Raw genomic sequence first — 15,457 nt, forward strand, 5'->3', positions numbered from 1 at the left:
TGGGACATGAACCCTCCGCAGGGCCCGATGGCGAGTCGGCCCTGCAACGTGGAAGTGGAACCCCGGTTGCTCAGACGCCAGCCCCCCGTTTTCAACAAGGCATCGTTTCTGTCCGGTTCGGGCGAAATGGCGGGCCGGATGCGCGATTTCGACTGGACGAACCATCCGCTCGGGCCGCCCGAAGACTGGCCGACCGCGCTGCGGTCCGCGCTGGGTATCGCACTGAACTCCACCTTTCCGACCTGCATCTACTGGGGGTCGGAGCTGCGCCTGCTCTACAACGACAGCTGGTCGACGATCCCCGGCCCGCGGCACCCGGATTGCCTGGGCGAACCCGCGGCCGAGGTCTGGTCCGACATCTGGCACGTCATCGAGCCGCAGTTCACCGAAGTGATCTCGACCGGCGAAGGGCTGTTCGTCGAGAACCAGATGCTGCCCATGCGCCGCTTCGGGGTCGAGGAGGAGACGTACTGGACCTACAGTTTCACCCCGATCCGCATGGATGACGGGTCGATCGGCGGGATTTTCAACTCGGGCAGCGAGACGACGACGCAGCTTCTGCAACAAAAGAACACCGCCTTCGTGCTGGAACTGAGCGACGTGTTTCGCAATGTCGCCGATCCGACCGCGATCCGGCCCAAGGCGCTCGCCATGCTGGGCCAGCACCTCGACGCCGACCGGGTCGGCCTGCGGGAACGCGCCGCCGCCGGGCCCGCGACCCAACTCGACATCACCGAACAGTGGTGTGCGACCGGCATAAATCCCGTGACGCCGCGCCCCGGCGCCGCGACGCTCGACCACAAGATGTGGGCGAGCCTTCTGGACGGCCACGTGATCCGGCTGGACGGAACCGATGCCGACCGGCTGGCCGTCGAAAAGCAGATCCTAGATTCCATCGGGTGTGCTGCGGCCCTTGCCGTGCCATGGGCCGAGGATGGCGAGACGACGGCGGTCATCTTCGTCCACTCCATGACCCCGCGCCACTGGACCGATCTCGAGGTCGAGGTGGTCGAAGCCGTTCTCGAACGCACCATGCACCTCGTCGCCCGCGCCCGTGCGGCCGAACGTGAACGCGTTATGACGAACGAGATCAACCACCGCGCCAGAAACCTTCTGTCGGTCGCGCAGGCCATCATCCGGCTCGCGCGGCCCGAAGACCCCAAGACGATGCGCGACAAGCTGGTGTCCCGGATCGGCGCCCTGTCGAAAAGCCACTCCCTGCTGGCGGATTTGAAGTGGGAGCCGGTGGCGCTCAGAACCCTGCTCGATCAGGAACTCGCGCCTTATGTGTCCGGCGCGGACGGAACCGCCGAACTCACCGGCCCCGATGTGGTCCTGTCGGCCACCCAATGTCAGGCGCTCGGCCTCGTCCTGCACGAGCTTGTCACCAACGCGGCCAAATACGGCGCGCTCAACGACACCGGCGGTCGTCTGCGCGTGCGCTGGGACGTGACCGACCGCAACACCCTGCGCATCGACTGGTCGGAACGGTGCCGCACCCCGGTCCAGACCACCGACAAGGTCGAAGGCGGGTTCGGCTCACGGCTTCTGAACCTGATGATCGAACGGCAGCTCGAAGGCTCGTATGAGCGTGACCTGCGCCCCGACGGCCTCCATTTCGTCATCGAAATCCCGTGGAGCGCCGCACCGACCCCGGTGCTCGAACCGCAGGATTAGGGATCAACGGGTAAGTTCGACCGCCGTGATCGCATAGGCGAAGGTGGCCGGGTCCAGTTCGTCGCGCGGCTTTCCGTCGATCTCGGCCTGCGGGTACATCAGGAACGGCACGGTTGCGTTCTCCGCCCCCGGCAGAACGACGTCATGGGCGAAGTTGTAGCCGATCCAGTTGCCTTCCCAGCTTCCGAACAGCCCGGCCCGCGCATCTTCCACCAGCGGATGATCGAGCGGCAGGTTCCCCTCGCCCTCCTGCAACATCACCTTGCGCACGTCGGCAGGATCGGCCGGAATCCAGCCGTATCCATCGACGAACACCTCGGCCCGGCAATGCTGCGCCTTGGTGACATCCTCGGACCCGGCGCCAAGGCTCTTGTAGCCAAAGGCCGAGGGCGCCACGCGCAAACCATACACATCGCGCGCCGGAAGCCCGGCGGCGCGCGCCAGCCCCACGTAAAGCGCATTCAGGTCGGCGCATTTGCCCGTCAGATCGCCCACTTCCAGCATCGAGGCGATATCGCCCAGCCCACAGCCCGGCGTGTCCGGGTTGCGGGCGGTGTTCTCGACGATCCACTCGTAGATCGCCCGCGCCTTGCGCAGATCGGTGTCCGCATACCGGGTAATCATGTCGGCGGTTTCCTTGACGATCCCGTCGGTCGGCAAAAGCTCGGTCGCCGCCGTGTAAAGCGCGCGCTCCTCCGCGCTCAGGCTGGCATCGCCTGTCGGCGCGCTCAGATCCTTGGCCCGGTCCTGCGTTTCGACCCGCGCGACGATGTTCAGCGTCGCCGTCTCGACCCCCGACCATTCGGCGTGCAGATACTGTGCCCCGCTCGGCCCATCCGTCACGATCTCGGCCCTGTCCGCGTTCGTCGTCCACTCCACCGCCTGCGGCTTCATCCAGCCGCCTTCGTGGACCGACGGCACCGGCACCCAGGCCTGTGAGGGCTTGCCGCCCGCCGGCAGATCGACCCGGGTGGTCAGTTCGAACAGGCGCCAGCCCGACGGCTGCGGCTGGAACGCGGCCAGCCCCGCCTTCGGCAGCATCGCCGCGAAAGGGGCCGCCGCGCCAAGTTTCATGAGGCTCCGCCTGTCGATCATCGTCTCGTCTCCTGTTCACGCATCGGCCTTGGGCCGCTTGCTTGGCTTATCGCGTGCACGCGGTCCGGTTTCAATCCGTCCTCGGATGCGCAACCCGGCTTTGCACCGGCCACGACCACGACGCCCTAGACCGGCGCGCCCCGCTCCGGTGTCAGCATGTGGCGGATGAGCGCGATGGGGTGTGAGCGCAACGTCAGCCGCATCGACACGAAATCCTCGACCACCTGTTCGCCCTCGCTCATCTCGGGGAAATAGGCGGCAGGCTCCACGATCCCCTCGCCGTCCAGATCGCCCGCGAACAGCGGCAGGGGCTTTTCGCCCGTGATCGCCCGCGCCTCCCACAACGCCTCGCGCCGGGACAGCCCGAGGTCAGCGAAAGCATCCGCCTCGGCCAACCGCGCCAGCAGCCGGGGCGACACGCCCGACCGCCGCCACACGTCCTCGACCACCGCATAGCCGTTGCCGCGCGCCGCCGTGATCCAAGCGGCCTCCTCCTCGGCCATCCCGCGCAACTGCCGGAACCCCAGCCGCACGGCGAGCCCGCCCTTGCCATCCGGCTCCATCACATTGTCCCAATAGCTTGCGTTGATGCAGACCGGGCGCACTTCGACCCCATGTTCGCGTGCATCCCGCACGATCTGCGCGGGCGCATAGAACCCCATCGGCTGCGCGTTGAGCAGCGCACAACAGAAGATGCCGGGGTGATGACACTTGATCCACGCGCTCGCATAGACCAGCAGCGCGAAACTCGCCGCATGGCTTTCGGGAAAGCCGTAGGAGCCGAACCCCTCGATCTGGGAAAAACACCGCTCGGCAAAGTCCAGATCATACCCGTTCGCCCGCATCCCCCGAATGAACCGCGTGCGAAAATCGCTGACGCTCCCATGCTTCTTGAAGGTCGCCAGAGAGCGCCGCAACTGATCCGCCTCCTCCGGGGTGAACCCGGCCCCCGTGATGGCGATCTGCATCGCCTGTTCCTGAAACAGCGGCACCCCCAGCGTTTTGCCCAGCACCGCGCCCAGCGCATCCGAGGGAAACTCCACCGCCTCCTCGCCGTTTCGCCGCCGGATAAAGGGGTGCACCATGTCGCCCTGTATCGGCCCCGGCCGGATGATCGCCACCTGAATGACGAGGTCGTAAAACGTTCGCGGCTTCATGCGCGGCAGGAAATTCATCTGCGCGCGGCTTTCCACCTGAAACACCCCCAGACTGTCGGCCCGGCAGAGCATGTCATAGACCACCGGGTCTTCCGGCGGCAGCGAGGCGAGCGTATGGTCGATCCCCAGATGGCTGTCCATCAGCCCGAACGCCTTGCGGATACAGGTCAGCATCCCCAGTGCCAGAACGTCGACCTTGAGGATGCCCAGCGCGTCGATGTCGTCCTTGTCCCAGCAGATGACCGTCCGGTCCTCCATCGTCGCGTTCTCGATCGGCACCAACTCGTCCAGCCGCCCTTCGGTGATGATGAACCCGCCGACATGCTGGCTGAGATGCCGGGGAAACCCCTGTATCTCGTCCACCAGATCGAGCACCTGATCGAGCTTCGGGTCGTCCGGGTCCAGCCCGATTTCCCGCAGCCGCGCCGACCGCATCCCCGTGCCGCCCCAGCCCCAGACCTGAGACGACATGGAGGCGATGGTGTCCTCGGTCAGCCCCATCGCCCGGCCCACCTCGCGGATCGCCCGCTTGCCACGATAATGAATGACCGTGGCGCAGAGCCCGGCCCGGTGCCGCCCGTAGCGTTGATAGATGTGCTGGATCACCTCTTCGCGCCGCTCATGCTCGAAATCCACATCGATGTCCGGCGGTTCGTCCCGCGCCTCGGACACGAAACGCTCGAACACCATCGTCCCGATCTCGGGGCTGACACTGGTGACCCCCAGAGCATAACACACGACCGAGTTCGCCGCCGACCCGCGCCCCTGACACAGGATGCCACGCGAGCGGGCGAAAGCGACGATGTCGTTCACGGTCAGGAAATAGGGCTCGTAGTTCAGCTTGGCGATGAGCGCGAGTTCATGCTCCAGCATCTTCGACACCCGCTCCGGTGCCCCCGCCGGATACCGCTCCCTCAGCCCCCGTCGGGCCAGTCGCGACAGCCGCGCCGAGGGCGTCTCGCCATCGGCGATCTCTGACGGATACTCATAGCGCAACTCGTCCAGTTGAAAGCCCAGCCGATCCGCGATCTCACCCGACCGATGCACCGCATCCTCGTGCCCGGCGAAAAGCCGCAGCATCTCACTTTCCGAGCGCAGACGCCGCTCGGCATTGGGCTGCGCCAGATGCCCCAGCGCCTCGACCCGCACGCCTTCGCGCACCGCGCTCAACACGTCGACCAGCTTGCGCCGCCGCCCGTGGTGCATGATCGGCTCGGCACTGGCCACGGTCGGCAGCCCCAGTTCCTTAGCCAGCGCCGCGAGATGCGTGAAGCGCTGCGCGTCTCGCCCGTCATAGCGCGGCGCGAGCACCAGATGCATGTCGTCCCGGTAGCGCGCGAGCAAAGGCCCGACCCTCTTGCGCAGCCCGGCCCCCGGCGGATGCAAGAGCAGTTCCATCCCGTCGAGCGCCCCACCCAAATCGCCGAGCCTGATAAGACACGATCCCTTCTCGGCCCTGAGCCGCCCGGTGGAAATCAACCGCGACAGCCGCCCCCACGCCGCTCGGTCCCGTGGCAAGGCGGTGATCGCCAGCCCTTCCTCCGTCACGATCCGCGCGCCGGGCAGCAGACGGGGCGCATTGTCGATGGGCAGGCGATAAGGCTCGGGCAGATGCGCGGGTTTGGGCGGACCTATGATGCCCTGCTCGGCCTCCAGCCGCGCCCGCGCCTCGGCCATCTTCGCGATCTCCCGGCTGAACGTATGCGCGCGCACGATCCCGGCGACCGAATTCACATCGGCCACCGCCAGCGCCCGCATCCCGGTCAGCGCCGCCCGATCCACGTATTCCTCGGCATGGCTCCCGCCGGTGAGAAACGTGAAATTCGACGTTATGCAAAGCTCCACGAACATGAGTCGCGAGTATATTCACGTTTTGTTCTCATTTGGAGTCCGATCTAAGGCGCGCCCGCGTCCCTCTTCTCTGGTCCGAAAATACCTCGGGGAGGTCTGGAGGGGCAGCGCCCCTCCAGCGGGTCGACGCGGGCTTGCCCGCGGCGAAACTACTCCGCCACCGGCGGGCAATCCCCGGCCATACAGGCCTCCATCACCTCGAAATCCGCCTCACTCGCCTCGGCAAAGTGATGCGGCATACAGGGATCGACGTCGAGGTAGATCGCCGCCCCATCCGCTTCGACCCTGAGAAACATCAGCGCGTCGTCCGAGGCCTGCGGCATCCCGCACCACGGGCCAAGGCAACTGACGACCACCACGATATCTTCGGCGAAGTCGTTCAGAAACCCGTCCGCGGCCAGCGATTTGCCGACCACGCGCCCGTTCGTCAGCCATTCCTCAGGCGCATCCTCGTCGTAGCTTTCGGGCAGGCCCTCGGCATCGAAACTCAGCGCCCCGCGCACCACCATATAGCGTTTGGCGGACTCGTCCGCCTCGTGGAAGGCCGTCACCGGGTCATAGCGCATGCACGACAGCGCCGCCGCCGGCCCCGGCAGGACCATCGCGGCCAGCGCAAGGCTCAGAGCCGCGCGCGAAACTCGTCCAGAACCGCGCGGTAGATGTCCCGCTTGAACGGCACGATGCGCGCGATCATCTCGTCGGGGTCGATCCATGTCCATGTGCTGAACTCCGGGTGCTCGGTCGCGATGTCGACCTGATCGTCAGTGCCCTTGAAACGCATCAGGAACCACCGCTGTTCCTGCCCCTTGAACTTGCCCTTCCAGACCTTGCCGCTCGCGACAAGCTCCTCGGGCAGATCATAGGTCAGCCAGTCGGGATGCTCGGCTTCGACCTCGACAAGGTCGGCACTCACCCCGGTCTCTTCCCAAAGCTCGCGAAGCGCCGCATCGCGCGGCGTCTCGCCCTTGTCCACGCCGCCCTGCGGCATCTGCCAAGCGGTCGCATCGGTGCCAAGATCCTTGGCGTCGATGCGTTGCCCGGCGAACACCTTGCCCTCGGCATTCGCCAGCACCACGCCCACGCAGGGCCGATACGGCAGCGCCGCGATCTCGTCCGGTGTCACGGACGGATCACTCGCGCCCGAAGGTCGACAGACCGTGCAGCAGGTCCACGGCATAGGACAGTTGGAAGTCCTCGTCGCGCAGCGCGGCGGCGGCTTCCGCCTCGGCCCGCTCTTCCTCGATCTGCCGGATTTCGTCCTCGGTCAGGCTGTCGTTGTTCAGCGACCCGCGCAGATCGGCCTCGGTGCGGGGCGGGCGACCGTTGGTCTCCTCCTCGTCCTCTTCGGCGCTGGGGCTGGGGATCGGCTGTTCGACAACGATGTCCGGGCTGACGCCCAGCGCCTGAATCGAGCGACCCGACGGGGTGTAATAACGCGCCGTGGTCAGACGCATCGCGCCGTCGCCACGCAGCGGCATGACCGTCTGGACAGACCCCTTGCCGAACGACTTGGTGCCGACGACGACGCCGCGGTGATGATCCTGAAGCGCACCGGCGACGATCTCGGAGGCCGAGGCCGAGCCGCCGTTGATGAGCACGACCAGCGGCTTGCCTTCGGTGATGTCGCCGGGCGTGGCGTTCACACGGTCGGATTCTTCCGGGTCACGGCCACGGGTCGACACGATCTCACCGCCTTCGAGGAAGGCATCCGACACCGCGATCGCCTGCTTGAGCAGACCGCCGGGGTTGTTGCGCAGGTCCAGAACCACGCCTTCGACATTGTCCATGCCGCCCATTTCCTCGACCACTTCGGCGAACCCTTCGGTGACGTTGGGATAGGTCTGGTCGTTGAACGTGGTGATGCGGATCACGACCGCCTCGCCCTGCTGGCGCACGGTGGCGGCCGTCAGCTTGATGGTGTCGCGGATGATGGAAATGTCGAACGGCTCGTCCTCGCCCTCACGCACGACCGTGATGATGATCTCGGACCCGATCGGCCCGCGCATCAGATCGACCGCCTCGTCCAGCGTCAGACCAAGCAGGCTTTCGCCGTCCACATGGGTGATGAAGTCACCGGCCAGAACCCCGGCCTGATCGGCGGGCGTGTCGTCCATCGGCGAGACGACCTTGACGAAGCCCTCTTCCTGCGTGACCTCGATCCCCAGACCGCCGAACGACCCCCGCGTCTGCACGCGCATGGCATCGGCATCGTCGGGCGGCAGGTAGGAGCTGTGCGGGTCGAGCGACTGAAGCATCCCGTTGATCGCGGCTTCGATCAGTTCGCTTTCCTCGACATCCTCGACATACTGGGCGCGGATACGCTCGAACACGTCACCGAACAGATCGAGCTGCTGGTACACGGTCGTCGACCGGTTCCCCTCTTGCGCGAGAAGCGGACCCGCCACCTGCGTGGTCAGAACTGCCCCTGCGAGCGTGCCGCCGACTGCGGCCATCAGAAATTTCTTCATGTCTCGTCTGCTCACTTTCGTCTCGTTTCGGTCGCGCAATCGCGCCGCTCACTCCCCGGATACCGCAAACCAGTCCGCCGGGTCCACAGGCTCGCCGTCTTTGCGAAGCTCCAGATACAATGTCTGGTTCGCTTCTGCGCCTCCTGCGGTGTCGTTGGAAATCAAAAACGCTTGAGGGTCCGTGGGCGCAGCCCCGCCCATGAGCCCGATGGGCGCCCCTTTCGGCAGCACCTCGCCCACCTCGCCGAACAGCTGGCCGAGCCCTGCGAACACCAGCAGATAATCCTCTCCCGGCTCCACGATGGCCACCTGACCATAGTCCAGAAGCGGGCCGAGATACCGGATCGTGGCAGGCCACGGAAGCGTGACGAGGGTGAGAGGTCGGGTCGCGATCACCCAGCCCGGACGGCGCACGCCTGCCGCGTCCGCCTCGTCCATCCGGCGGATGATCCGGCCCAGCACCGGCAACTCCAGCGTGCCCTGCGCTTCGGTGAAATCCGGGTTGGCGATGGAAACGCTCGTATCCTCGACGGTGGCCGACATCAGGCCCGACGCGAAGCTTTCCAGCGTGTCTGCGGTGGCGATCAGGTTCTCCATCGCCTCGGGGTCGGTCGTGATCCGCTTGGGCAGGTCGGTGCGGTTCGACATCGCCTGACTGAGTTCCGTGCGCGCCTGCTGCACCCCGGTCAGACCCTGTTCCAGCGTCACCACCGCCGATTCCTGCAAGGCCCGCAAAACCGCGACCTCCTGCAAGGCGGCGCGCAGCCGCCCCGCCTCGGCATTCAGCGCCGGGGTCACGTCGGACAGGATCATCCCGGTCCGCGCGGTGCCCACCGGCCCCTCGGGATGCAGGAGCAGATGCGGCTCTGGCGAGGATTCGATGGCCTGAAGCACGCCCAGAAGCTGTGCGAGCCGTTCGTTCTCGGCCCGGAACACACCGTCGATCGCCGCCTCGCGCACCCGCGCCTGTCTCAGCCCTTCGCGCAGCGCGGCGAGCCCCGCCTCATAGGCCTGCACGGTCTGCGTCAGCGCCGCCACACGGTCGCCCGCGCCGTCGGCACCGTCCAAAGCCTTGGCGGCTTCCTGCAACAAAAGCATGGCCTGACGCGCGCTTTCCGTTGGGTCGGTCTGCGCCGTCGCCTGGGTAATCATCGCCAGACACGCGGCGAAAAGGATCGCCGCCCGTCTCACCGGACGATCAGGCTTTCGCCGGTCATCTCGGCGGGTTTTTCGATGCCCATCAGGTCGAGCAGGCTGGGCGCGAGGTCGGCGAGCCGCCCCGACTTGATCTTGGCGCCCGCAGGCCCGTTGAACAGGGCGACCGGCACCGGATTGGTCGTATGCGCCGTGTGCGGCCCACCCGTGGCCGGGTCGATCATCATCTCGCAATTGCCGTGATCGGCGGTCACGATCATCGTCCCGCCCTCTTCCTTGAGCGCGATCATGGCTTCTAGAACCTGTTTGTCCACGGCTTCCACGGCGGCGATGGCCGCGTCCAGATCGCCGGTATGCCCGACCATGTCGGGGTTGGCGAAGTTCACGACGATCAGGTCGTATTTCTCGCGGATCGCACGCACGAGTTCGCGCCCCACCTCCGGCGCGCTCATCTCGGGCTGCAAGTCATAGGTCGCGACCTTGGGCGACTGCGCCATATAGCGATCCTCGCCCTCCTCCGGGTCTTCTTTGCCGCCGTTGAGGAAAAAGGTGACGTGCGGATACTTCTCGGTCTCGGCGAGCCGGAACTGCCGCTTGCCCTGCTTGGCGACCCACGCCCCCAGCGTGTTCACGATGTCCTCGCTCGGAAAAACCGTGGTCATATAGTCGTTGTGATCCTTGGAATACTCGACCATCCCCAGAAGGGCGGCGAGCTTGGGCCGCTGCCCGACATCGAACTCCGCGAACCCCGGTTCACCGATGGCCCGCAAGATCTCGCGCGCCCGGTCAGCCCGGAAGTTGACGAAGAAGACGCCGTCGCCGTCATGGATGCCGGTGTGCCCGTCGATCACGACAGGTTCGATGAACTCGTCCGAAACGTCGGCCTCGTAGGACGCCGCAATAGCCGCATCGGCGTTTGCCGCCGTGCCGCCCATCCCCTTGACCATCGCGTCATAGGCGCGGCTCACCCGTTCCCAGCGATTGTCGCGGTCCATTGCGTAATAGCGCCCGGTGACGCTGCCCACGGTCACACCCTCCGGCAGGTCCGCGACGAAGTTGGCCACCTGCTCGCGTGCCGAGCGCGGCGCCACGTCGCGCCCGTCGGTGATGACATGCACGCAGACCGGAACCCCCGCCTGCACCAGCGCCTGCGCCGCCGCCACGATGTGATCCTGATGCGAATGCACCCCACCGGGCGAGGTCAGCCCCATCAGATGCGCGGTCCCGCCCGACGCCTTCATATCGTCGATGAACCGCATGAGCGCGGCGTTCTGAAAGAACGACCGATCCTCGATGGCAAGGTCGATCTGCCCAAGGTCCATCGCCACGACCCGGCCCGCACCGATATTCGTATGCCCGACCTCGGAATTGCCCATCTGGCCCGACGGCAGGCCGACATCGTTGCCATGGGTGATGAGCGTCGCGTTCGGGCAGATCATCATCAGCTCGTCGAACGCGGGGGTCTCGGCCAGCGCCACCGCGTTGCCGGAGCTTTCGACCCTGAGGCCCCAGCCATCGAGGATGCACAAAACGACGGGTTTCGGGGTGGTCATGTCTGCCTCGCTCTTGCCTGACGTATTTCTAGGAGGTCACCGGCCTAAGGGCAATGCGCGAGGGGTTTCGAATGGGCTTGCGCCCATCCGACTGGCTGGGAGGGCGCTGCCAAGGTCATGTTTGCAGGCGAACATGACCAACCCAGACCCTCCCGAGGTATTTTCGGACCAGAGAAGGGACACGTTCACCTTTGACTAAGGTTAACGCGCTATACTGAGATCACGGTACAGGCTGAGGAGCCGATGACCGAGACCGGAGAAGCCCCCTGCGCCCAGCGTAGGGGGTGGACCCCGCCCCCAGCTTCTCTGGTCCTCAAATACCTCGGGGGAGTCGCGCTTCAGCGCGACGGGGGCAGCGCCCCCCTCAGGCCCGCGCTTTCCGCCCTTCCGCCAGAATGGCCTGCGCGTCCCGCAGGAATTCCGCTTCGATATCGCCACGCGCCGCCCGCAACCCTTCGATATAGGCCTCGTTGTCGAGGATCGAGATCGCCGGATCGTAATGCTCCGCCGCGATCAGCATGGCGCTGCGGTCCATCTCGGCGAACATCTCTGTCACCCGGTCCGCCTGATCGCGCGAATAGCCCAACGCCTCCACCGCCGAGCGGCTCATCCGCAACGAACTGTCATAGGTCTCGCGGATGATGTCGCGGCACCCGGCCCACCACAGATCGTAGACATGGGGCCGGTCCACCGCCCGTGCGATCACGTGCACGTCGGGGTAGTGCTTCTTCACATAGGTCACCAGTTCGGTGATCTGGTGCTTGTCGTCGATGGCGATCACCAACAGCTTCGCGTGCTCGATTCCCGCCGCATGCAACAGATCGGGCCGGGTCGCATCGCCGTAATAGGCCTGCACGTCGAATTTCTTGAGCATCTCCAGTTGCCGCGCGCTGAAGTCGATGACGGTGGGCGTGAGCCCGGCCCCGCGCAGCATCCGCGCGACGATCCCGCCCACGCGCCCGTGGCCCGCGATGATGATGTCGCTGGGCTCGTCGATCGCATCCATCTCGCGCTCTTCGGCTTCGGAAAACCGGGGCGCCACCACCCGGTCGTAAAGGATGAACAGCGCCGGGGTGAGCAGCATCGACAGCGCGACGACCAGCAGAAGCTGGTCCGCCAGATCGCCGGGGATCACCGCATTCGCGACCGTGAAGGACAGGAGGACGAAGCCGAACTCCCCGGCTTGGGCGAGACCCAGTGAGAACAGCCAGCGATCCGCCCCGCCCACCTTGAACACGTAGGACAGCACGTAAAGCACGGCCATCTTCGCCACGATCAGCCCCAGCGTCAGGGCGAGGATCAGGACGAAGTCGTCGAACAGCAGGGCGAAGTTGATCCCCGCCCCCACCGTCATGAAAAAGAGCCCCAGCAGAAGCCCCCGGAACGGGTCGATGTCGCTTTCCAACTCATGCCGGTATTCGCTGTTGGCCAGCACGACACCGGCGAGGAATGTGCCGAGCGCGGGCGACAGCCCGACGAGGGACATGAGGAGCGCGATGCCGATGACGAACATCAGCGCCGTCGCCACAAAAAGCTCCCTCAGGTTCGCCCCGGCGATGAACCGGAAGATCGGACCGACGAGGTAGATGCCCGCCCCGACCACCACCGCGATGGCACCCACCGTCACCAGCGCAACGCCCCAGCCCGGCAGACCGTCGACAAGGCTCATACCCCCGCTGTGGTCGCCGTCCTCGGCCGCGTGGCTCAGACCTTCGACCAGTTCCGGCATTGCGAGCAGCGGTATCAGCGCCAGCATGGGGATGACCGCGATGTCCTGAAACAGCAGGACCGAGAACGACGACTGCCCGCCGTCCGAGCGCATCAGCCCCTTCTCGCCCAGCGTCTGAAGCACGATCGCGGTCGAGGACAGCGCCAGCACCAGACCGACCGCAAGGCTCACCGACCACGGCTGACCCAGAACCATCGCCACGCCCATGACCAGGAGCGCCGTCAACCCGACCTGCCCGCCGCCAAGCCCCAGAAGGCGCGCGCGCATCTCCCACAGCCGCCGCGGCTCCAACTCCAGCCCGACGAGGAACAGCATCATCACGACGCCGAATTCGGCGAAGTGCTGGATCTGGATCACGTCGACATGAAGCCACGCCAGAACCGGGCTGATGACGATCCCGGCGATCAGGTAGCCCAGAACCGACCCCAGCCCGAGGCGTGAGGCGATGGGGACCGCGACCACCCCCGCGATCAGAAAAACGAAGGCAAGTAGCAGAAAATCGGTCATGAGCAGTCCCCTGTGCGCCGGTCCAGCTTGGCGAAATGCGGGCGCATGTAAAGCTCGTCCGTGCGACGCAACGCCCGTTGACAGGACGGCGATCCGGGCAGACACCGACAGGATATTGCCCTGACGCCGGTGTTTCCTCGTGAAGCCGAAAATCCTGACGACGCTCGCAAGCTATTCGCGCGACCAGTTCTTCGGCGATCTGATCGCCGGGGTCACGGTCGGGCTGGTGGCGGTTCCCCTCAGCCTTGCTATCGCCATCGCGTCGGGCGCGACGCCGGAGCAGGGGCTGGTCACGGCCATCGTCGGTGGCGCTCTCGTCTCTCTTCTGGGTGGCAGCCGCGTGCAGATCGGCGGACCGACGGGCGCGTTCATCGTCGTCGTCTACGGTGTCATCGCCGCGCATGGGATCGACGGTCTGATCGTGGCGACGCTGCTGGCCGGGTTGATCCTCGTCGTGGCCGGCGTGCTGCGGGCCGGAAGCCTCGTGGCCCATGTGCCCGAAGCCGTCATCAACGGCTTCACCCTCGGCATCGCCGTCATCATCGCCACCAGCCAGATCGCGGATCTGTTCGGCCTTGCCGTGGCGGACATGCCAGCGGAGTTCACCGGCAAGATCGCGGCGCTCTGGGCGGCGCGCGATACGCTTCAGATCGACGCGCTGGGGATCGGCGTGGTCACCGGCGCGCTGATCGTCGCGTTGCGTCGCTGGCTCCCGCCGAAGGTGCCGGGCCTGATCCTCGCCGTCGCGGCCGGGTCGGCCCTCGCCGCCCTGCCGGGGGTCGAGGTGGAGACCATTGCGGCCCGGTTCGGTGCATTGCCCGACCACCTGCCCACCCCTGCGATGCCCGACATCTCGTGGGCTCTGGTGCGCGAAGTGTTTCCATCCGCGCTGGTGATCGCGTTCCTAGCGGGGGTCGAATCGCTTTTGTCCGCCGTGGTCGCCGACCGGATGATCGGCGGGCATCACCGGCCCCGGGCCGAGCTGGCCGCGCAGGGCGTCGCCAACATCGGGTCGGCCCTGATGGGCGGGCTGCCGGTGACCGGGGCCATCGCGCGGACGGCGACGAATGTGAAGGCCGGGGGGCGCACGCCGGTCGCCGGGCTGTGGCACGCCGTCACGGTTCTGGCGCTGATGCTGTTCGCCGCACCGCTGGCCGGTCAAATGGCGCTGCCCGCCATGGCGGCCCTGCTGGTCATCACCGCGTGGAACATGGCCGAACCGGACAAGTGGCGCGGATACCTGTCCGCGCCGGTGCGGGACCGGGTTCTGATTTTCCTGACCATGGCGTTGACGGTTCTCGTCGATCTCACGGTCGCGATCGGGGTCGGGGTCGCGCTTGGCTTTGCACTGTCGCGGGTCGCGGCGGGCCGTGCGCCGCGCGACTGGACTCCGCGCGACCGCTAGACCCGGTGATAGGGGCTTCCGGCAAGGATCGAGGCGGCGCGATACAGCTGCTCGGTCAGCATGGCGCGGGCCAGCATGTGCGGCCAGACCATCTTGCCGAACGACAGCGACGCATCCGCCCGACCGCGCAGGGCCGGGTCGATCCCGTCCGCGCCGCCGATGACGAAGGCCACGTCATCGCGGCCCTGATCGCGCCAGCCCGCAAGTTGCTCGGCGAATTGCGGCGAGGTCTGCACCTTGCCACGCTCGTCCATCGCGACAATCACCGCGCCCTCCGGCACGGCACGCGACAACAGGGCGGCCTCGGCGCTCATGCCGCCACCCTTCTTGTCTTCGACTTCGTGGATCGTGAGAGGACCGAGACCCAAGCTGCGCCCGGTGCGGTCGAACCGGGTGGTGTAGTCGTCGATCAGGTCGCGCTCGGGGCCGGCGCGAAGCCGCCCCACCGCGACGATGTGAACCCGCATCAGGCCTTGGCCGACGCAGGAGCCTCAGGTGTCATCCACATTTTCTCGAGCTGATAGAACTCGCGCACCTCGGGCCGGAACACGTGAACGATCACGTCGCCCGTGTCGATCAGAACCCAGTCGCCCTGATCCTTGCCCTCGACCTTGCAGATGATCCCCATGCTTTCCTTCAGACGATCGCACAGCTTTTCGGAAATCGCCGCGACCTGGCGCGAAGACCGGCCCGAACAGATCACCATGGCATCGGCCATCGCGGATTTCTTCCGCAGGTCGATGGTCACGATATCCTCGGCCTTGTCGTCTTCGAGTGAGGAAAGAACGGTGTCGAGGATATTGTCGCTCGACGGGTTCATGGGCGGCTTTTTCATTCCGCCCGATCCTGCGGTCGACAGT

General features: G+C 66.2%; 12 protein-coding genes. 2 read left to right on the forward strand and 10 right to left on the reverse strand.

What is annotated here, in order from left to right; all coding sequences use genetic code 11:
* The first annotated feature begins 6 nt into the window (after positions 1-6).
* Positions 7-1,677: a PAS domain-containing HWE histidine kinase family protein gene (locus RB2654_RS12670; protein ID WP_246146538.1), complete on the forward strand. Its 1,671-nt coding sequence runs from the start codon at positions 7-9 to the stop codon at positions 1,675-1,677.
* 3 nt (positions 1,678-1,680) lie between these two features.
* Here RB2654_RS12670 and RB2654_RS12675 read toward each other — a convergent pair whose 3' ends face one another.
* From RB2654_RS12675 to RB2654_RS12710, 8 genes are all read right to left on the reverse strand, one after another.
* A complete protein-coding gene (locus tag RB2654_RS12675) occupies positions 1,681-2,772 on the reverse strand; it encodes a transglutaminase-like domain-containing protein (protein WP_008332122.1) in 1,092 nt (363 codons plus the stop codon).
* 125 nt (positions 2,773-2,897) lie between these two features.
* On the reverse strand, positions 2,898-5,780 hold the full coding sequence (locus tag RB2654_RS12680) for an error-prone DNA polymerase (protein ID WP_008332123.1): 2,883 nt from the start codon (positions 5,778-5,780) through the stop codon (positions 2,898-2,900).
* 149 nt (positions 5,781-5,929) lie between these two features.
* Positions 5,930-6,346 (reverse strand): hypothetical protein, encoded by a 417-nt coding sequence (locus RB2654_RS12685; protein ID WP_154653311.1) that lies wholly within the window; start codon positions 6,344-6,346, stop codon positions 5,930-5,932.
* 53 nt (positions 6,347-6,399) lie between these two features.
* The gene (locus tag RB2654_RS12690) at positions 6,400-6,903 is read right to left on the reverse strand and encodes an RNA pyrophosphohydrolase (protein WP_008332125.1); all 504 of its coding nucleotides are present in this window, start codon (positions 6,901-6,903) and stop codon (positions 6,400-6,402) included.
* Between the two features lie 7 nt (positions 6,904-6,910).
* Positions 6,911-8,248: a S41 family peptidase gene (locus RB2654_RS12695; RefSeq protein ID WP_008332126.1), complete on the reverse strand. Its 1,338-nt coding sequence runs from the start codon at positions 8,246-8,248 to the stop codon at positions 6,911-6,913.
* Between the two features lie 48 nt (positions 8,249-8,296).
* The gene (locus RB2654_RS12700) at positions 8,297-9,400 is read right to left on the reverse strand and encodes a murein hydrolase activator EnvC family protein (RefSeq protein ID WP_008332128.1); all 1,104 of its coding nucleotides are present in this window, start codon (positions 9,398-9,400) and stop codon (positions 8,297-8,299) included.
* 35 nt (positions 9,401-9,435) lie between these two features.
* Positions 9,436-10,956 carry a 2,3-bisphosphoglycerate-independent phosphoglycerate mutase gene (gene gpmI / locus RB2654_RS12705; RefSeq protein WP_008332130.1) on the reverse strand — a complete coding sequence of 507 codons (1,521 nt, stop codon included), beginning with the start codon at positions 10,954-10,956 and terminating at the stop codon, positions 9,436-9,438.
* Between the two features lie 364 nt (positions 10,957-11,320).
* Positions 11,321-13,192, reverse strand: coding sequence for a cation:proton antiporter domain-containing protein (locus RB2654_RS12710; protein WP_008332132.1), 1,872 nt, complete (start codon positions 13,190-13,192; stop codon positions 11,321-11,323).
* 139 nt (positions 13,193-13,331) lie between these two features.
* On the opposite strand from RB2654_RS12710, the gene RB2654_RS12715 reads away from it, so the two are divergent.
* Entirely contained in the window at positions 13,332-14,597 is a 1,266-nt protein-coding gene (locus RB2654_RS12715) for a SulP family inorganic anion transporter (protein WP_008332139.1), read from the forward strand.
* On the opposite strand, the gene rlmH is transcribed toward RB2654_RS12715, so the two are convergent.
* Complete coding sequence (gene rlmH / locus RB2654_RS12720; RefSeq protein WP_008332142.1) at positions 14,594-15,064, reverse strand: 23S rRNA (pseudouridine(1915)-N(3))-methyltransferase RlmH; 471 nt, start codon at positions 15,062-15,064, stop codon at positions 14,594-14,596. The two genes, RB2654_RS12715 and rlmH, sit on opposite strands and share 4 nt — an antisense overlap.
* Positions 15,064-15,432 (reverse strand): ribosome silencing factor, encoded by a 369-nt coding sequence (rsfS, locus tag RB2654_RS12725; RefSeq protein WP_008332144.1) that lies wholly within the window; start codon positions 15,430-15,432, stop codon positions 15,064-15,066. Before rsfS ends, rlmH begins: the two co-directional genes overlap by 1 nt.
* Positions 15,433-15,457 lie beyond the last annotated feature (25 nt).

The sequence above is a fragment of the Maritimibacter alkaliphilus HTCC2654 genome (assembly GCF_000152805.1).
In the GTDB taxonomy this organism is placed as follows: domain Bacteria; phylum Pseudomonadota; class Alphaproteobacteria; order Rhodobacterales; family Rhodobacteraceae; genus Maritimibacter; species Maritimibacter alkaliphilus.